Source organism: Paraglaciecola aquimarina, from assembly GCF_032464635.1.
Classification (GTDB): Bacteria; Pseudomonadota; Gammaproteobacteria; order Enterobacterales; family Alteromonadaceae; genus Paraglaciecola; species Paraglaciecola aquimarina.
Genome location: NZ_JAWDIO010000002.1, coordinates 54,730 through 73,023, shown reverse-complemented (window position 1 = coordinate 73,023; position 18,294 = coordinate 54,730). Strand labels below are relative to the sequence as shown.

At 40.9% G+C, this 18,294-nt stretch carries 15 protein-coding genes and 2 pseudogenes; 16 read left to right on the top strand and 1 reads right to left on the bottom strand.

Annotated elements, in window-relative coordinates; all coding sequences use genetic code 11:
- The first annotated feature begins 12 nt into the window (after nucleotides 1-12).
- The 12 genes and pseudogenes from RS130_RS01110 (at nucleotide 13) to RS130_RS01060 (ending at nucleotide 14,235) form a co-directional block, all read left to right on the top strand.
- Entirely contained in the window at nucleotides 13-1,671 is a 1,659-nt protein-coding gene (locus RS130_RS01110; protein ID WP_316024408.1) for a phosphoethanolamine transferase, read from the top strand.
- Between the two features lie 27 nt (nucleotides 1,672-1,698).
- Nucleotides 1,699-2,064: a diacylglycerol kinase gene (locus RS130_RS01105; protein ID WP_316024407.1), complete on the top strand. Its 366-nt coding sequence runs from the start codon at nucleotides 1,699-1,701 to the stop codon at nucleotides 2,062-2,064.
- Nucleotides 2,065-2,451: 387 nt separating this feature from the next.
- Nucleotides 2,452-4,416: pseudogene (locus tag RS130_RS01100) on the top strand (LTA synthase family protein).
- A gap of 239 nt (nucleotides 4,417-4,655) precedes the next feature.
- A complete protein-coding gene (locus tag RS130_RS01095; protein ID WP_316024406.1) occupies nucleotides 4,656-5,036 on the top strand; it encodes a hypothetical protein in 381 nt (126 codons plus the stop codon).
- 107 nt (nucleotides 5,037-5,143) lie between these two features.
- Nucleotides 5,144-5,641, top strand: coding sequence for a DUF411 domain-containing protein (locus tag RS130_RS01090; RefSeq protein WP_316024405.1), 498 nt, complete (start codon nucleotides 5,144-5,146; stop codon nucleotides 5,639-5,641).
- Nucleotides 5,641-7,068: a TolC family protein gene (locus tag RS130_RS01085; protein ID WP_316024404.1), complete on the top strand. Its 1,428-nt coding sequence runs from the start codon at nucleotides 5,641-5,643 to the stop codon at nucleotides 7,066-7,068. Before RS130_RS01090 ends, RS130_RS01085 begins: the two co-directional genes overlap by 1 nt.
- Entirely contained in the window at nucleotides 7,068-8,840 is a 1,773-nt protein-coding gene (locus RS130_RS01080) for an efflux RND transporter periplasmic adaptor subunit (RefSeq protein WP_316024403.1), read from the top strand. Before RS130_RS01085 ends, RS130_RS01080 begins: the two co-directional genes overlap by 1 nt.
- 14 nt (nucleotides 8,841-8,854) lie before the next feature.
- A pseudogene (locus RS130_RS01075) lies at nucleotides 8,855-12,033 on the top strand (efflux RND transporter permease subunit).
- Nucleotides 12,034-12,087: 54 nt separating this feature from the next.
- The gene (locus tag RS130_RS01070; RefSeq protein WP_316024402.1) at nucleotides 12,088-12,348 is read left to right on the top strand and encodes a copper resistance CopC family protein; all 261 of its coding nucleotides are present in this window, start codon (nucleotides 12,088-12,090) and stop codon (nucleotides 12,346-12,348) included.
- The gene (locus tag RS130_RS24055) at nucleotides 12,330-12,434 is read left to right on the top strand and encodes a hypothetical protein (protein ID WP_487369320.1); all 105 of its coding nucleotides are present in this window, start codon (nucleotides 12,330-12,332) and stop codon (nucleotides 12,432-12,434) included. Before RS130_RS01070 ends, RS130_RS24055 begins: the two co-directional genes overlap by 19 nt.
- An 18-nt stretch (nucleotides 12,435-12,452) precedes the next feature.
- Nucleotides 12,453-13,349 (top strand): copper resistance D family protein, encoded by an 897-nt coding sequence (locus tag RS130_RS01065; RefSeq protein WP_316024401.1) that lies wholly within the window; start codon nucleotides 12,453-12,455, stop codon nucleotides 13,347-13,349.
- A gap of 559 nt (nucleotides 13,350-13,908) precedes the next feature.
- A complete protein-coding gene (locus RS130_RS01060; RefSeq protein WP_316024400.1) occupies nucleotides 13,909-14,235 on the top strand; it encodes a YunC family protein in 327 nt (108 codons plus the stop codon).
- On the opposite strand, the gene RS130_RS01055 is transcribed toward RS130_RS01060, so the two are convergent.
- On the bottom strand, nucleotides 14,232-15,230 hold the full coding sequence (locus tag RS130_RS01055; protein WP_316024399.1) for a LysR family transcriptional regulator: 999 nt from the start codon (nucleotides 15,228-15,230) through the stop codon (nucleotides 14,232-14,234). The genes RS130_RS01060 and RS130_RS01055 overlap by 4 nt on opposite strands.
- Before the next feature lie 312 nt (nucleotides 15,231-15,542).
- Here RS130_RS01055 and RS130_RS01050 point away from each other — a divergent pair, with 312 nt between their 5' ends.
- Genes RS130_RS01050 through RS130_RS01035 form a run of 4 tightly spaced genes read left to right on the top strand, consistent with a single transcriptional unit; the run spans nucleotide 15,543 to nucleotide 18,250 of the window.
- Nucleotides 15,543-15,959, top strand: a complete 417-nt coding sequence (locus RS130_RS01050; RefSeq protein WP_316024398.1) for an FAD-dependent oxidoreductase — start codon at nucleotides 15,543-15,545, stop codon at nucleotides 15,957-15,959.
- Nucleotides 15,960-15,994: 35 nt separating this feature from the next.
- Nucleotides 15,995-17,131: a flavin monoamine oxidase family protein gene (locus RS130_RS01045; RefSeq protein ID WP_428982717.1), complete on the top strand. Its 1,137-nt coding sequence runs from the start codon at nucleotides 15,995-15,997 to the stop codon at nucleotides 17,129-17,131.
- Nucleotides 17,121-17,735 (top strand): c-type cytochrome, encoded by a 615-nt coding sequence (locus RS130_RS01040; RefSeq protein ID WP_316024396.1) that lies wholly within the window; start codon nucleotides 17,121-17,123, stop codon nucleotides 17,733-17,735. The genes RS130_RS01045 and RS130_RS01040 overlap by 11 nt, the downstream gene beginning before the upstream one ends.
- Before the next feature lie 17 nt (nucleotides 17,736-17,752).
- Nucleotides 17,753-18,250: a RidA family protein gene (locus tag RS130_RS01035; RefSeq protein WP_316024395.1), complete on the top strand. Its 498-nt coding sequence runs from the start codon at nucleotides 17,753-17,755 to the stop codon at nucleotides 18,248-18,250.
- Nucleotides 18,251-18,294: the final 44 nt, after the last annotated feature.

Genomic DNA, 18,294 nt, shown 5'->3' with positions numbered 1-18,294 from the left:
GAGGCTCATCAAGTGTTCAAAGCTATCAATTTTCTAAACCACTTAAAGCTGACAACTAATCAATTAGTCGTTTATAGCTGCGTGTATATCACGTTCGTTTTAAATTTACCGTTTTTAAGTAAAACAATGGCTGAGGTCTTCGTTCTCGAGTCTTACAGTCTATTTTTCTTAATTTCCGTGCCCATATTTTTACTGGCATTGTCTATTTTCATTCAGTGCCTTTTATCGTTTCGGTGGCTAACAAAACCGCTGCTCATTTTAATGGTTCTGTTGTCGTCTATTATTCTTTATAGCACAGTGACATACGGCATTATTTTTGACTATGGCATGATCCAAAACACAGTTGAAACAGATAAGGCAGAAGCGCTATCGTATTTTAACTTTTCTGCGATAATGTTTTTTGTATCTTTTGGCGTAATACCTTCGGTATTTATTGCCAAAATTCAATTAACCTATCGTTCATTTGTCGGGGAGTTATTCGCACGAATAAAATTACTGAGTGGTTGCGCCAGCGTAATATTGCTCATTCTAACGGTATTTTATTCAAGCTATGCGTCTGTTGGCCGAAATAATCGCGATTTAGTTGGTTACTTGACGCCTTATGCCGTGATTGATTCGACGGTTAAGTATGTTCGACAAAATTACCTCTACCCACCGTTAAAATTCACCTTGTTAGATACGTCACCAACTATTTCGCATTCTGATAGTACTAAAAGCGTTACTGTCTTAGTGCTAGGTGAAACAGCGCGATCACAAAGTTTTTCTTTAAATGGTTATGAAAAACCTACCAATGCTCGCACCGAAGAGTTAGGTGTCGTGTCATTCCAAGATGTTAGCTCCTGTGGTACAGCAACTGCGATATCAGTACCTTGCATGTTTTCTCGACTAAAAAAAGAGAACTACGATAAAAGAGTGGCTATAGCACAGCAAAATGTCATTGATTTGATTTATTTGGCTGGAGCTGATGTATTTTGGATAAGCAATAATAATGGTAGCTGCAAAGGCGTGTGCTCGCGTGTTAAAACGAAGCAAGTTTCTCCTAATAGTAACAATCCATTGTGTGATGGAGAGTATTGTTTTGATGAGGTATTGGTTGAAGAATTAAGAAAGAGACTCTATTCCGTAACGACTGATCATACGTTAATTGTATTGCACATGATTGGTTCTCATGGACCAACTTACTATCGTAGGTATCCGGAAAATAGGCGAACCTTTCTCCATGACTGCAGACGTAGTGATATTCAAAACTGCACTCATGAGGAACTAGTGAATACGTACAACAACACCATTGCTTATACTGATTTAGTGTTATCAGAAATCATTAATGAGCTTGAAACACTGAGTGATGACAGGAGTATCAAAACGTCAATGATTTATGTTTCTGATTACGGAGAATCATTGGGCGAAAGTGGGGTTTACTTGCATGGGCTACCTTATGCCTTTGCGCCACAAGAACAGATAAAAGTACCTCTTATTTATTGGGGGGATAAATTACATCACCAAGCAAAATTAGTCTGTTTGAATAGCATCAAAGAACAACCGATATCTCATGATAATATATTCGATATTTTGTTAGGGGAAATGGACGTAAACTCTAAAATGTACCAACCTATGAATAATCCATTTAATCAGTGTGCTTTTGATATTTCTTTAGCAAAAACAACATCATAAACAATCGCCCAAGGAGTAAATTAATTCGTGTTTGACAATAAAAACAAACCTAAAGGTCTTAAAAGAGTTTATCTGGCAACGTTGAATTCAATTAGAGCATTTAAGTGGCTTATAAAAAACGAAGCGGCCTTTAGGCAGGAGCTCTTACTTTTATCAATAGCGAGCCCAGCTACTTTTTTATTTGATATAACAGTAAGTGAACAGCTGATACTAATTCTGGCGATATTATTTATTTTGCTTACTGAAATATTGAACACCGCTATTGAAGCTATAGTGGATAGAGTGAGCTTCGAGATTCATCCATTATCTGGGTTAGCTAAAGATTTGGGATCTGCCGCTGTCTTAATTAGTGTCGTTATCGCGGTATGTCTATGGCTAGCTGTTCTTTTGTAATTGAACGCTAGCAGTAGAGTCACAATTGGTTTTTGGAATATGAAAATTGTCACTACAACATTGGGCGATATAGATGGCGAGGCGGAAGCGAATCTTTTCAGTTAACGGCCCAAGCTTAATCTTTTTACAGATTCATCATTACGTTTTTCAAGCCTTAGGAGCCGTTGTGAGTCACTTTTGGAGAAGCTTACTGCACAACGCAGCTTAGAACTAAGTTGATATTTGGCTACTGTGATCCTGTCATTTGTCATCATAATTTTGCATGTGCTTCTAATAAGATTACCTGCATCGGGGCATAATTAAGATCTAATTATCAGTTTGACTTAAGTCATTCTTAAGTTTCACTTTATACAGTAAATATCATTTTTATTTCTCAAGTGAATTGCGATGTTTACTGCTATTTACAGCATTATAAGACCTTTTTTTCTATTTTCTGTTTTAATCCTAGCGTTCCTAACTTTGACCAGAACTGGATTCGCGATATGGCAGTTTGATAGGTTTGACGAAACCAGTCGCTTTTGGGTTTTATTGACAAGCGGGCTCCGCATTGATTTAAGTAGCGTTGGCTACTTGTGCGCGATACCAGCTATGTTACACCCTTGGATGTCAAAAACACGGTTTCATGACTACTGGTCATTTGCATTGAAAGTTTGGTTTTTCATTTGCTTAGTGACCATACTGTTTTTTGAGTTAGCGACCCCTGCATTTATCAATGAATATGGCTTTAGACCTAACAGACTATTTATTGAGTATTTAGCTTACCCTGATGAAGTCACAAAAATGCTATTAAATGGTCACTTGGTGACATTAGTTGTCGTGTTGACCTTATTATTACTGGTAAAAAAATTGTGGCAGCTATCTCAGCGTATTGTAACAAGCAACGAAAACAGGCCAACTGCTAATGTAAGAAACAGAATTGCGGCTACTTGTATTCTCGTCTTAGTGATTCTCATATCTGCGAGAGGAACGTTTGGCCATAGACCAATTAACCCTGCCTTAGTGTACTTTTCAAGTGATCCACTAATTAACTCACTTACCCTAAATTCAGCTTACAGTGTTGCTTATGCGCTCAATCAATTTGGTGATGAAAAAAATGCGGCTAAGTTATACGGTAAAATAGATGAGAAGCGAGTCGTCGAACTGGTACGTCAAGGAACAGGTCTGCCTTTTGATAGCTTCAAAAATAGCAAATTGCCATCATTAGTAACACGTGTGCCAACGTATAAAGGAAAGCATAAGAACTTAGTCATCATTCTTGAAGAAAGCTTAGGCGCTCAATATGTATCTTCTCTAGGTGGGCTGCCCCTCACTCCAGAGATAGACAAACTAAATGCTGAAGGCTGGGCTTTAAAAAGACTATATGCAACAGGAACACGTTCAGTAAGAGGTATTGAAGCTGTTATAACTGGATTCACGCCAACACCATCTAGAGCTGTTGTAAAAGCTAGACAAGTCGCAAAAGGATTTCTTTACCATTGCTTCATTGCTTACTCAAAATGGATATACATCCCAATTTATTTACGGTGGGGAAAGTCACTTTGACAATATGAAAAGTTTCTTTTTAGGAAATGGCTTTACTGACATTATTGATTTTAAAGATATTCAAAATCCTCAATTTGTTGGATCTTGGGGAGCGAGTGACGGTGACTTGTTTAACCAAGCAGATATTGAGTTAACTGCGCTTCATGACCAAGGCAAACCTTTTTTAGCTTTATATTTACTTCAAGTAATCACGACCCATTTGAAATCCCAGATGGGAAAATCAAACCCATAACCTATTCCAATAGTCAGTTGCAAGAATATGATGGTAAAGAGTTGTTGCGCCATAAAGCAATTCAATATGCAGATTATGCTTTAGGACAGTTTATCGCAAAAGCAAAGACCCAGCCTTATTGGGAGGACACTGTTTTTCTCATTGTAGCGGATCATGATGCTAGAGCGATGGGAAGAGACTTAGTCCCAATCAACAATTTTCATATTCCTGTAATCATTTTAAATTCCGGCTATGGGCCTAAGGCAGATTATCGCGTCGTTAGCCAGATAGACTTAGCTCCAACATTGCTTTCATTGATAGGCGTAGAAAATCAATCGCCAATGTTAGGACATGATCTCACGAATCCCGCGACCTTAAATCGGGCAATGATGCAATATGCTGAAAATTTCGCATACATGTCCAATAACAAAGTTACCATTTTACAGCCAAGTAAACCTCCTTTGAGTTTCACCTATAATAATGTCGAAAGGGTTTTAACTAGTAGCGATGAAACGCCTGAGTTGTCAGAAATTGCATTAGCCCATGTATTGTGGGGAAGTTTAGCCTATGAAAAAGGATGGTTTAAATTAGAAAAATAAGTAAGGTTGAAGGTAGGCCTTGGAACTCCACTCAATAATGGCAATGGTCTAATGCTTAAAACACATTATTGGAGGTTTCATAAGCACCGACTTTACATGAGAGTGGCTAGATTTACGTGGGAATGCTGCTATAACTGGCACGATGTTTATTGAAAATTCCTATCTGACATGTGGTTTACATATTGGGGAGTTTACTTTACTATCCCTCTTTTGAAACTTGTTCAGATTCAGTGAATTGTATGATAACACCGATTTCAAGAGTCTTAGTTGTTGGCGCTATTCTGATTGCCTTTGTTGGGCAAGTATTGGCGTATTCTGCTATGTCTTGTGAAATGTCGTCAAGTTCTCACGAGTCGCATATGAACATGGGTCAAGCTAAGACGCATCATCATGAAGGAATGGATCATGGTGAAATGAACAAAATCAACAATGGTCAAACTGAAGATTGCTGTGATGTTGATTGTGTTTGTCCTGCAAATGCTTGCTCATCTACGATAGTCCTAAATTCCAGCGTTGACTTGACAGATATTCAATTGTTGAGTGAACCTGTAGCAGAACTGCAATCTAAGCAACCTTATTCAATTTCAACTTCCCTTTATCGTCCACCGATTTTTGCCTAATACAGGATTAGTGCGTCCAAATTTTGCGCACACGTAATTAATTTTTCTGTTAGTCAATATAGCGTCGTAGCGCTATAGATATTTTCCAGCGATGTCTGGGGGCAAAAATGATCAATAAGTATTTTAAAATAGCGGTTGCAATGCTGCTTTCACCTGCGTTTACAAACGCTAATGAACATATCCATGCACACAACCACGATGCAACACCTTTGGAGTTAATCGTTTATAAAACCCCTACTTGTGGGTGTTGTAAAACGTGGATAACTCATATTGAAGACGAAGGGTTCATCGCGCATTCCAAAGATTTCCGAAACATCGGCAACATCAAAACTAAGTATGGCATCAAAGCTAATTACCGTTCATGTCACACGGCAGTAAGTAGAAATGGTTTTGCCTTTGAAGGTCATGTGCCTGCTAAATTTATTCAGCAGTTCTTATCAGAAGAGCATCCTAATGCGATTGGACTATCTGTTCCAGCAATGCCTGTAGGCTCTCCGGGTATGGAAGTTGGAGAGCGCTTTATGCCATATAACGTGTTAATTCTATTTAAAGATGGAAAGAGCAAAGTATATTCAGAAGTTAAGGCTTATGAGGAGCAATTCTAATGAGATTGAATGTTTTAAGCCTTACTTCACTTTCAACTTCGCTACTGCTCGGCTTGTCTGTATTCTCTGCTCAAGCTGAGAAAGTAGTGTCACTAGAACAAGCTATCACCTTGGCTCAGCAAAATGATCCTTGGCTTCATGGGAGTAGGTTGAAACAAAGTGCGGTTGAAAACAGAAGTATCGCTTTAGGTACTTTGCCTGACCCCAAAGTATCACTAGGGATAATGAACCTACCAACTGATACTTGGGACTTAGATCAGGAAGGAATGACTCAGTTAAAGGTTGGTGTATCTCAAACGTTTCCCAGAGGTGATAGTTTAGAGATTAAACAAGAACAATTGATAATTGAGTCAACGACCTTTCCACTGTTACGTGAGGACCGAAAGGCTAAACTAATAAGTCAAGTATCACAGCTGTGGTTAGATGCTTACTTAGCCCAACAAACCATTAAATTGATTGAAGCGGATTGGACGCTTTTTGAGCAGGTGGCGGAAGTGGCTAAAGCTAGCTACTCAAGTGTTGTTGGTAAAACCAGACAACAAGATGTTATTCGTGCTCAGTTGGAAATCGTACAGTTAGAAGACAGATTAACTTCGCAAAAGCAGAAACTAGAAACAACAATCGCTCGCCTTAATGAATGGCTTCATATTTACGATGCTACTAGATTGAATGAGTCATTCAACTTTGATACGCAACCATTAGAGTTTAGGGTTTCTAAAAAGTTGCCTGCAATTACTTTGAACAATCTAATAGTCCTAAAAGCATCTAATTACTCAAGAAATCTATTGGCTCAGGAACTTGCGAATCATCCAGCCATACTTGCCATTGATGTCAAACGCAAAGCTTCAGAAAAAGGAGTTGAGTTAGCCAAGCAGCAATATGAGCCGCAATGGGGTGTTAATGCGAGCTATGCCTATCGTGACAATATGCCTTCTGGGGATAGCCGAGCTGACTTATTTTCTGTTGGGGTAACGTTTGATTTACCCTTGTTCACTCAGAATAGACAAGATAAGCAAGTTGCCGCTTCTATTGCTGAGTCAGAGGCTATTAAAACCGAGAAACTCTTGCTGACAAAGCAAATGATCAGTGCGGTAGAAAAAGAGCTTAGACAGCTTAAACGCCTATCAGATAGACAATCTATCTATCAAGAACAACTCCTTAAACAAATTCATGACCAAGCGGAAGCGTCTTTGACGGCTTACACCAACGATGATGGTGATTTTGCAGAAGTGGTGCGCGCAAGAATTGCCGTGCTAAACGCTAAAATAGCGGCCTTAGAAATTGATGTTGATGCACTTAAAACAGTTGCTCGCATCAACTATTTCTTTTCGCATCCTCAATCTAACTCACATGCTGAGCATAAGCCAATGCACACTTCGCACAAACCTAATCAGCACTTATCCAATCAGCAATTTGGAGAAAAATAATGTCAACGAATACTAAAACACCAAATTTGAAACTAGTAGCCGCCATCATCATTGGGGCAGCACTAGGTGCTGGAGCATTAAGTTTATATCAAGGTACAGGTTCAAGCGGTAATGGCAGTGAAGCTACATTAGCAGAGAAAGAACCGCTGTATTGGGTTGCGCCGATGGATGCTAATTACCGCCGGGACAAGCCCGGTAAGTCGCCTATGGGGATGGATTTAATCCCCGTGTATGAGGAAGAATCATCTGGTGATGACTTTGGACCCGGAGCCGTAAAAATCGCTCCTCACGTAGTGAATAATCTAGGTGTTCGCACCGCACCTGTTGAGCTGAAAAGTATGCATACTGAAATATCAACGGTAGGTTACGTTCAATACGATGAAGATAAGCTAATTCACATTCACCCACGAGTGGATGGTTGGATTGAACAACTCTATGTCAAAGCAGCAGGCAATCCTGTAGAGAAAGGGCAGCCTCTTTATACCCTGTATTCTCCCCAGTTAGTTAATGCGCAGGAAGAACTGTTGATTGCGTTAAAGCGCAATAATAATTCCTTAATTTCTGCGGCGAAAAATCGCCTGAAAGCGTTTCAGCTTTCTGCGGACTTTATTCAAAAGCTAGAGAATACGCGAAGGGTTCAGCAAAACATCACTTTTTACTCGCCACAAGCAGGGGTGGTTGACGGTTTGAATGTAAGAGAAGGCTTTTACGTTAAACCCGAAAATACCTTGTTGAGTATTGGTAAGCTTGATCAAGTGTGGGTTGAAGCAGAAGTGTTTGAACGTGACACGGCATTGATAAAAGAAGGTCTGCCAGTATCAATGACACTGGGTTATTTACCGGGTGAGGACTGGGCAGGTGTAGTTGATTATGTCTATCCAACGTTGAACAGTAAAACCCGTACTCTTAGAGTGCGATTGAAATTTAATAACCCAGATTACCAACTCAAACCCAACATGTTTGCACAAGTATCTATTCACGCCAATCAAGCTGATAGCACCTTACTCGTATCTAAAGAAGCTGTTATTCGAACAGGTAAACAAGACAGGGTAGTACTTGCGTTGGGGGATGGGCAATTTAAATCTATTGAAGTGACGATTGGCAGGGTTGGTATCGATAGTATTGAAATATTAGACGGTCTTAATGAAGGTGATGTTGTGGTGACATCAGCTCAATTCTTGATTGATTCTGAATCAAGTAAAAGCTCTGACTTTAAACGCATGACTCATGATGAAGTGCCTAGTTCTGTCTGGATGCAAGGTGATGTTAATAATGTCATGGCGGGACATCGTATGGTTAACATTACTCATGGTCCTGCAGAGGCTTGGGATTGGCCTGAGATGACAATGGACTTTGATGTAGGTGAAAAGGTAGATATTGACTCATTAAAATCTGGTCAATCTCTGCACTTTGAAGTGAGTAAAACTGACGACGATGGATATGAAATTACTGGTATTCATATCATGAGTGAGCCTGCTGATATGGGTGAAGAAGTATCTTCTGCAACAGTATCAGGTCTAATCAATGCGATTGATATTGATACTCGTATTCTAAATATTAGCCGAGGCCCAATAGCAAAATGGGATAGACCTGTTGCGACAATGGATTTTATCGTCGTGGACAATGTAGAAATAGGTGGTTTCAATGTTGGCGATAGAATTAATTTTACTCTTGAAGCGAGAGATGACTTAGTTATCAAAGAAGTTTCCCTTGAATCAGATGAACAACACGGCCATGAAAAGAAAGCTGTCGTTGATCATTCCAATCATTAAGTGGGAGATAAATGATGATTGAATCAATTATTAGGTGGTCTATCGGCAATCGTTTCTTTGTTTTGTTGGTTACCTTACTTATCGCGTTTGGTGGTTTGTATTCATTACAAAAAACGCCAGTAGATGCGCTCCCCGATCTTTCTGATGTGCAGGTGATAATTAAGACGAGCTATCCGGGACAGGCACCACAAGTTGTGCAGGACCAAGTGACATTTCCACTAACGACTGCGATGCTTTCTGTGCTAGGGGCGAGAACGGTTAGAGGATATTCGTTCTTCGGTGACTCTTATGTTTATATCATTTTTGATGACGATACTGATTTGTATTGGGCGAGAAGCAGAGTGCTAGAGTATTTGAGCCAAGTGGCATCCGGTTTACCGGACTCGGCAAAACCTCAATTAGGACCCGATGCGACAGGTGTAGGTTGGGTATACATCTACGCGTTAACGGATAAATCTGGAAACCATGATCTAAGCCAATTAAGAAGTATTCAAGACTGGTTTTTAAAGTATGAACTACAAACTGTTCAAGGCGTGTCAGAGGTTGCAGCCGTTGGCGGTATGGTTAAGCAATATCAAATACAGGTCGATCCAGATAAATTAAGAGCTTACAACGTGCCGTTAAGTCATATCCAAGTGGCACTTAAACGAGGCAATAAAGAAACTGGCGCATCCGTTGTGGAAATGGCGGAAGCTGAATATATGGTTACTGCTACGGGATATATTCAATCAGTTGGAGACATAGAGAAAATTCCACTTGGTATTAACGAACAAGGCACGCCATTGCGTATTGGTGATGTTGCCACCGTTAATTTAGGGCCTCAAATGCGCCGCGGTATAGCAGAGCTTAATGGGGAAGGCGAAGTTGTTGGTGGTGTTGTCGTTATGCGCTTTGGTGAAAATGCCCAACAAACCATAAACGCTGTAAAAGAAAAACTTGAGTCGCTCAACTCTTCTCTACCAGAGGGGTGGAGATTGTCCCTGTCTATGACAGATCGAAGTTAATAGATCGTGCTGTTGATAACCTTTGGAGCAAGTTGCTAGAGGAGCTTGCAGTCGTTGCTATTGTCTGTGTTGCTTTCCTATTTCATCTTCGCTCATCAATTGTAGCTGTTGTCACTCTGCCATTAGGTATCTTGGTGTCGTTCATCATCATGTATATGCAAGGCATCAATGCCAATATTATGTCTTTAGGTGGTATCGCTATTGCGATCGGTGCGATGACTGATGGCGCAATAGTGATGATTGAAAATATGCATAAGCATATGGAAGCTCTTAATAAGAAGGGAATACCACTAACAGATGAAAACCGTTGGCAAATAGTCGCTAAGGCGGCGAGTGAAGTAGGTCCGGCTTTATTTTTCAGCTTGCTAATCATTACTGTTTCGTTTTTACCAGTTTTTATTTTGGAGGCGCAAGAAGGCAGAATGTTCTCTCCACTTGCCTATACAAAAACCTATGCAATGGCGGCATCAGCAGGCTTGGCGATCACATTGGTGCCTGTTTTGATGGGCTACTTTATTCGAGGCAAAGTTGTTTCTGAAAAGAAAAATCCGTTAAACCGATTATTGATTGCTATCTACATGCCTGTTTTAAAGCAAGTTTTGAAGTTCCCAAAATCGACAATAGTAGCAGCAGTATTAGTGACTATCGTTGGTTTTTGGCCTGTAGATAAAATTGGTAGTGAATTCATTCCGCCTTTGGATGAAGGTGATCTCATGTATATGCCGACTACCTATCCCGGTATTTCAATTGGTAAAGCAAGGGAGTTATTGCAGCAAACAGACAAGCTTATTCGCACTGTGCCAGAAGTTGAAACTGTGTTTGGTAAAGTAGGAAGAGCTGAAACTGCAACTGACCCTGCGCCTCTAACCATGATTGAAACCTTTATTCAATTAAAGCCACAGGAGGAGTGGCGAGAAGGGGTGACTACTGAATCGTTAAAAGCTGAGTTTGATAAATTGGTTAAGTTTCCGGGCTTAACCAATGCTTGGGTAATGCCAATCAAAACTCGAATCGACATGTTAGCGACAGGCATAAAAACACCAGTAGGTATTAAAGTCGCCGGACCAGAGCTTGATGTGATTCAGGAAATCGGCCAACAAATAGAGCGAATTTTACCCGAAGTGTCAGGCACAGCTTCAGTTTACTCTGAGCGAGTTGCAGGTGGACGGTACATCAAAGTTGATATTTCACGTGATAAGGCCAGCCGCTTTGGGTTAAATATCGAAGATGTTCAACAAGTGGTTTCTACAGCTATTGGTGGGATGAACGTGACTCAAACGGTAGAAGGCCAAGAGCGTTACCCTGTTAACTTACGTTATCCGCAAGACTATCGAGACTCTCCTGAGCAATTATCACGATTACCTGTTGTAACACCCAATGGCCAGCGCATTGCGTTAGGTGATGTTGCAGATATCCGAGTTGAGAACGGTCCATCGGGGATTAAGAGCGAAAATGCTCGATTAAATGGCTGGACGTTTATTGATATAGACGGTGTTGACGTTGGTACTTATGTTGAAAGTGCAAAAATACACTTGGCTAATAATCTGGCACTACCAGCAGGTTATTCAATTACCTGGGCTGGACAATACGAATATATGGAAAGAGCGAAAGAAAAGCTCACCTATGTACTGCCATTAACACTCGCCATTATTGTTATTTTGCTTTACTTGAATTTCAGAGCATTTAGCGAGGTTGCGATCATCATATTGACATTACCGATGGCAATGATCGGCGGCCTATGGTTGATGTATCTAGAGGGGTTTAACTTCTCTGTGGCTGTTGGCGTTGGCTTTATTGCTCTAGCTGGTGTAGCGGTTGAGATTGGTGTGATAATGCTGGTCTATCTCAATCAGGCGCTTGCTGAGCTTAAGGAAAAAGCTAAAGATCGAGCAGAATCTATCTCAGATGATGCATATCAAAATGCATTATTGCACGGTGCTGGCTTACGTGTCCGTCCAGTAATGATGACTGTAGCCACAATCATAATCGGCTTAATGCCTATTTTATATGGCACAGGAACTGGCTCAGAGGTAATGAGTCGTATTGCTGCACCAATGGTAGGCGGAATGACAAGCGCTGTGCTGCTCACTCTTATTGTGCTCCCAGCAATTTATTCAATCGTTAAAAAAACTGAAGTAAAAGCCTTTAACCAGAATCTTTCTATGGCGGAGCTAAAAAGTAATGCTTAGCGAAGTTAAGAAAACCATAAATAGCCATTTCAATAAACTAAAATAGAGGTAAATATGAAAACATTAATTAAATTTTTGACCGTAATCAGTGTCGTTTTTAGTAGTGCGGTATTTGCGCATGTGCATCTTGAAAAAAGTGTGCCAGCTAATAATGCAATGCTAATGAAGACTCCGGATACATTGGCTTTGAAATTCAGCAAAGAGGTGCGTGTTATAAAAGTTTCGCTGAAGAACAAACAAGGCAAAGAGTTTAAATTTGGATTCGAGCCTTCCAAAGCAAGCAGTAGTGAATTTTTGTGGAGACTCCTAGGTTAAGTCCCGCAAACTATATAGTGGATGTGACTTTCTTAGGTAAAGATGGGCATAAAATGAAAGATAGCTTCGGCTTTATGGTCCACTAACCAAAATAGGTAATTGTTATGGAAGTGTATATCTGGAATACGGTCATCATACTGTCAAAAATTGTATTTTATATCGGTTTTGCTTGTACTTCGGGGTATACATTTTTTAGCCAACGTTTTGAGTCAAGTGAATCCCATAATAATTTGATAATTGTCGATCTAAAGTGGATAAAGGTTTTAATTGTCGCTGCTTTACTTGCTAATACTATCTGGTTTATAGCTAGTACTGGCGCGATGGCTGAAGAAGGTATTCAAGGTGCCTTTGCCCTAGATATGCTAGACATAATGTGGAACTCGTCTATTGGGGATGGCGCTTTACTGCGAGGCTTTGGACTAGTTTTAGCAATAGTCAGTTTGGCCTTACCTTTCAATTTCAAATCAGTGGTACTGAACAAGTACTTAAAACAAAGTGTTTTAGTGTCTAGCTTATTAACCTTAGCTTACTCGTTCACGTTACTGGGCCATGTTTCTGAGTTAGGCATCCTCGAAAAAGGCTTGCTAACGCTTCATGTACTGGTTATGGCATGGTGGTTTGGGGCGTTATTGCCGCTAAAACTGGCTTGCCAACAGCTAAATTATGCAGAGCTTCAATTGCTGATGGTAAGCTTTGGTAACCAAGCAAGTTTTGCAGTGAGCCTATTATTGGTAGCAGGCCTCTGGCTCGTGATTCAATTGGTCGGAAGTGTTGATGCACTAATAAGCTCAAGTTACGGACACACACTGTTGTTTAAATTGGCCCTTGTAGTGTCTATTTTGGCTATTGCTGCCAAACATAAACTAAGACTCGTGCCACAACTTAAAAATAGTCAAGGCAGAGAGGCGCTATCTAAGTCTATTTTGATAGAAATGGTAGTGGCCCTTGGCATTTTATCTATAACGTCGGGGTTTACTACTGTTGTCGGCCCAGCATATTAGCATTCAAAAATAGGAATTAGGCATTTCATGTACACCGCTTGTGGTAGTGATGATGCTTTAGTGGGTGGCGAATGCTTGCGGGCAAAAGCATAGTGGTACGCGGTTGTACTATCCATAAATGGAAGCGATATTTGACTTATAGAAGTGGAACCTATGTTATTTCTCTATCGCGCCTCATCCGAGTTAGTCGGAAGTGGCGGTTGTTGCTTTCTGAGTTTACCGAAAAAGAACTGTAATACGATTTCGCAGTGTTTTACTAACCTGCTCGGTTATGACTGAGCAGGTTTTTATTCGTTAGTCTCCCTCGATTCATTGCTTTCAAATTGAACATTGCTGAGCCAGTGTTGTGCAGTTGTGCTATGCCAATACCTTTCGTTAACTCTTTTTATTTGTTCAATCATAATGCCCCAAATGGGCATGTAAATGCTTGTTGTGTGGCTGTTTATCAATGCAGGTTGGTATCAGTGCTAGGTGTTGAAGGCCATGGCATTAATTCTGCACAGGCTTTGTTTCGAGGCAGACCATAGTGGTTATGTTGCTAATAATAAAAAGGTAAAAAATGAAAAATGTTGTAATGATCATATTAGGTCTGATGTTCACTTCTAACTTACATGCAGAGACATTCGATTGGGGGAAGTTGAAAAAAGAGCGAATCGACTTGAAACTGCCTTTGTTAACCATTCAAGGTGAAAAGGGCTTGCTAGCGTGTGGTTATGTAAACGTTGAAACCTGTAATAAAACAAACGAAGCTTGTGTCATCGTAACTGGGGTGAACAGTCATGATGAAATGTTGGCCAAGCCCATAGTCGCCTTGTCTAAAGCTGCGACTAATTTAGGCGTGAAAATGGGAATGACCGGTCAGCAAGCACTGGCTATTCTTCGTTAGCCTGCAACTAAGGATTGAATATTATCCACTACTGGCAGTGCATACTTTTTATCTAAAAGTGTGCCTCGCCAATGCTCTTTAGCGTGATTGCTAGCGGTTACCTCTCGAATTAGTTCATACACAACTTTAGCCGCAGCGCTGGTTTTCGCGGGCTCTGACAAATGCAAATATACTTTTCTCTGTAGGTTTGGTTGAATAATTTTAATGGGTCGTATTTGTTTACTTTGCTCAAGATGGAACGTTGAAGATGAGGGGGATATCATAAGCCCCATGCCTTGCGACACATAATGTAAAGTCGTCATGAGTTGACCAAAGCCCGTTTTAGTTTTCAGTTTGACCTTTAGTTTTTCTGCCTGTTTGTGCAATAACTTGGTTAGCGCATCTTCTTTTATAGGGGTAAATATTTCGTAATGCTGTAGATCGGCAAAAGGAATGGAGCCGTACAATGCTAATTCACAATAAGCTGGATTTTGCGGCTTTTGTGATATGTATAAATACAGATCTTCGCGCAACAGAGCTATCGCCTCTGTGGTGAGTTGCTGTTTCTCATCTTCATAACATAAGGCGATATCTACGTTATTTTCAGCCAGCCAATTATTCACTATGTGTGATGGGCCAATTCGAAAAACGACTTCTATATTGGCAAATCGATGTTCTATTTCGGTTAGCAGGTCAACCGATAGTACATTGCAAATGGATTGGCTGAGTCCCACCACAACTTTACCGCCGAAATTGTTTTGCCTGCCCATCAATTCTGACTTAGCTTGCTCGATTTGGGCTAAAATTATTCTAGCGTGTCGCTCAAAAACCTTACCTTCTTCAGTCAATTGCACACCGCGAAAGTCTCTTTCAAATAGTTTTAACTTTAGCTCATGCTCTAAATTAGCTAACTGCAAACTAATCGCGGGTTGTGCTACTTCTACTGCTCTTGCTGCTCCAGTAATACTGCCTTGTTCTGCTGTTGCTAAAAAATATTGTAGTTGCTTACTATTCATAAATTTCTCAAATACTGCTGCCTAATCATAATGTTCGTAGGGCTCTTTGTGGGAGGCAAAAAAAACAACCCACCGCCTGAAGGGATGACAAAAATTGAGTCTGTTTTGTGCTTTGCCCTCGCAATATTGATGCCATAGATTGAAAAAATTAACGAAAAAATTTGACGGGAGGCCAGTATTTATAGGAGCCATATAAAAAATGTAGTACTGCACAATATTAATATGCGTTCTGCGTAGTATTCAGTTTGGATAGCATAAAGTCCTGATTTGAAGTGTGTATGGATACCAATTTAGGAACTAGAAAAAGAATTTATGCTTAACATTACTAGACGACAATTTTTATCATATGTGGGTGCCGCCGGTGGTTCTTCGGCTTTATTAAAAACGAGCTTGGCTCTGGGCATGATGCCTGAAGACAGCTATGCGGGGCCTGTTCAGGTTAAACCCGCAACTGCAGGTAACAAACCTACGGCATTAATTTTAGGAGCGGGGATAGCGGGTTTATCTACTGCTTTGGAGCTGGAGAAAGCGGGCTATCACTGCACCATCTTAGAAGCGTCATTTCGTCCTGGGGGCCGTAACTTAACCGTGCGCCACGGTGATAAAATTGACGAAATGGGTAATCCGCAAATATGTAACTTTGATAAGCAAGATAATCTCTTTTCAATTGCGGTCCTGCACGAATTCCCGGTCATCATAGGCGCCTATTGCACTATTGCAGAACACTGAATGTGCCATTGCAGGTCAAAGCTAACAGCAGCAAGATGGCGTACTTTCATGACGATAAATCCTTAGGTGGTAAGCCTAAACGTATTATTGAATATCACACTGATGTACGTGGATTAATGTCTGAGTTGCTTTGGAAATCTGCCGATGCCAATCAATTTGACCAACTGTTGAGTGAAGACGACGTAGCGAAGTTAATGAAGTTCTCTCGTGCATACGGTGACTTGACCGAGAATGGTAAGTACCGAGGTAGTGGAAGAGCTGGTTCAACTACTGATCGTATGTTAGAGCACTCAGTTCCCCACGCTCCAATCGAATTGAAAGAAATGTTAGACAGTAGTTTTTGGTACGGCGGGCTGTTAGGAGCAGAACTATACGATTGGTGCGAGCCGTTAATGGAACCCGTTGGTGGTATGGATGCTGTAGTAAAAGGGTTCTTAAGAAATCTTGACTCGCAACCTGTATTGAATGCTCAAGTGAGGAAAATCTACAACCGAGATAAAGGGGTAGAAGTGACGTATGAGCAAGGTGGTCAAATGCACACCGTGCAAGCTGATTATTGCTTCAATAACATTCCCGCATATTTCATGGCGGGCATCGAGAACAACTTTACTGAGCACTATCAAACCGCACTTAACAGTATCAAACGTGGTCACCTGTTTAAAATCGCTTATCAAATGAAAGAAAGGTTTTGGGAAAAAGATGGGATTTATGGCGGTATTAGTTACACCTCCGAGCCCATCGCACAACTTTGGTACCCCTCTCACGACATTCATGCAGCCAAAGGTATTTTGTTAGGTGCATACACCTGGAATACAAAAGTCAGCACCATGTTTGAGAATATGTCTCCAGAAGAACGTTTAAAAGTAGGCGCTATGTCTGCTGAAAAAATCCATCCAGGTTTTAGTAAATATATTGAGAATGGTATCTCGATCCCTTGGGCCAAAATGAACCACCAAATGGGATGCGGGATGCGAATGAGCCCGGAAGATTTCGAGCAATATTATCACTTCTTACAAAAACCCGAAGGCCGTCATTTCATGATAGGTGATCAAATTAGCCATCACAGCGGTTGGCAAGAAGGGGCGTTGGCATCAAGTGAGCAAGCGTTACAACAGTTAAATAAATTATTGGGTGCAAACATTATTCAAGGGGGACTTTCTCATGTCAGTTAAGTTTATTGCAGCGTTTTTGGCATTGGCCAGTTTTATAAGCCACGCTGGCACCAAAGAAGCTATGACACCAGAAGGTCTAGAATACTGCACTGTGTGTCATGGTAGCCAGCTAAAAGGCAACGTTAATATCGGCGCGCCTAGGTTGACAGGATTATCCCAATGGTATGTTGAACGTCAACTCAACAACTTCAAAAACGGCATACGCGGCTCCCATCCTGAAGATGCAACGGGTGAAGAAATGATGCGTATGGTGGGAAATTTATCAAAACAACAATTATCTGACATCGCTCAATGGGTTACCACAACTGCCTCAGAAAAACCGAGCGCTAGCTTAGTCGCTGATGTGAGCGAGGGAGAAAAGTTGTATCAAAGCTGCGCGGCTTGCCATGGCTCTAATGCCGAAGGAAATAAAGCAATGGGAGCCCCAAAATTAAGTGGTTTGAACGATTGGTACATCCTGACCCAACTTAACCATTTTCGTCTTGGAATTCGCGGAACTAAAGAAAAAGACATTTATGGTCAGCAAATGAAAGCTGCCAGTAGTGTCGTCACCTCTGAACAAGATGCAGCCAACCTGGCGGCATATGTCCACCAATTAAAGTAAACCTTAGGAGTATTTTCATGAAAAAACGTATTTTATTAGCTGCAGCAACGAGTTTATTTGCAGCAAGCACTATGGCTGACGTCACGCGTCATGCTTTACCGAACAACAGTACTTTCCCAATTTCTCGAGCGGTTGAAGTAACGCCTGACACGACTTTGATTTTTCATAGCGGCATGGTGCCAGGCCCAGTGAACGCTGACGCTGAGAGAGGAAGCCGTGAATATTATGGTGATACCGAAACACAAGCATTGAACGTGTTTAAACGTTTCGAAGCCTCTTTTAAAGAATTGGGTGTGGATTTTGGTGACGTAATCAAGATGCAAGTGTTCATGGTGGGGGATCCGACTATGGACGGAAAAATGGATTTTGGCGGCTTTATGAAAGCATACGTGAAATATTTTGGTACCAAAGAACAGCCTAACAAACCTGCACGTTCAGCTTTTCAAATCGCAGGCTTAGCTGGTGGTCCAAACATGTTGATCGAAATTGAAATGGTTATTGCCAAACCTGAATAACAATACTCTGTGCTGCTGGAGGCTAGTCAGCAGCGCGTAGTCAA

Excerpts from the sequence above, each read along its gene's own strand:
- RS130_RS01095 (WP_316024406.1), top strand. The coding sequence starts at position 4,656 with ATGATAACACCGATTTCAAGAGTCTTAGTTGTTGGCGCTATTCTGATT.
- RS130_RS01090 (WP_316024405.1), top strand. The coding sequence starts at position 5,144 with ATGATCAATAAGTATTTTAAAATAGCGGTTGCAATGCTGCTTTCACCT.
- RS130_RS01085 (WP_316024404.1), top strand. The coding sequence starts at position 5,641 with ATGAGATTGAATGTTTTAAGCCTTACTTCACTTTCAACTTCGCTACTG.
- RS130_RS01080 (WP_316024403.1), top strand. The coding sequence starts at position 7,068 with ATGTCAACGAATACTAAAACACCAAATTTGAAACTAGTAGCCGCCATC.
- RS130_RS01070 (WP_316024402.1), top strand. The coding sequence starts at position 12,088 with ATGAAAACATTAATTAAATTTTTGACCGTAATCAGTGTCGTTTTTAGT.
- RS130_RS01065 (WP_316024401.1), top strand. The coding sequence starts at position 12,453 with ATGGAAGTGTATATCTGGAATACGGTCATCATACTGTCAAAAATTGTA.
- RS130_RS01060 (WP_316024400.1), top strand. The coding sequence starts at position 13,909 with ATGAAAAATGTTGTAATGATCATATTAGGTCTGATGTTCACTTCTAAC.
- RS130_RS01055 (WP_316024399.1), bottom strand. The coding sequence starts at position 15,230 with ATGAATAGTAAGCAACTACAATATTTTTTAGCAACAGCAGAACAAGGC.
- RS130_RS01050 (WP_316024398.1), top strand. The coding sequence starts at position 15,543 with ATGCTTAACATTACTAGACGACAATTTTTATCATATGTGGGTGCCGCC.
- RS130_RS01045 (WP_428982717.1), top strand. The coding sequence starts at position 15,995 with ATGGCGTACTTTCATGACGATAAATCCTTAGGTGGTAAGCCTAAACGT.
- RS130_RS01040 (WP_316024396.1), top strand. The coding sequence starts at position 17,121 with ATGTCAGTTAAGTTTATTGCAGCGTTTTTGGCATTGGCCAGTTTTATA.
- RS130_RS01035 (WP_316024395.1), top strand. The coding sequence starts at position 17,753 with ATGAAAAAACGTATTTTATTAGCTGCAGCAACGAGTTTATTTGCAGCA.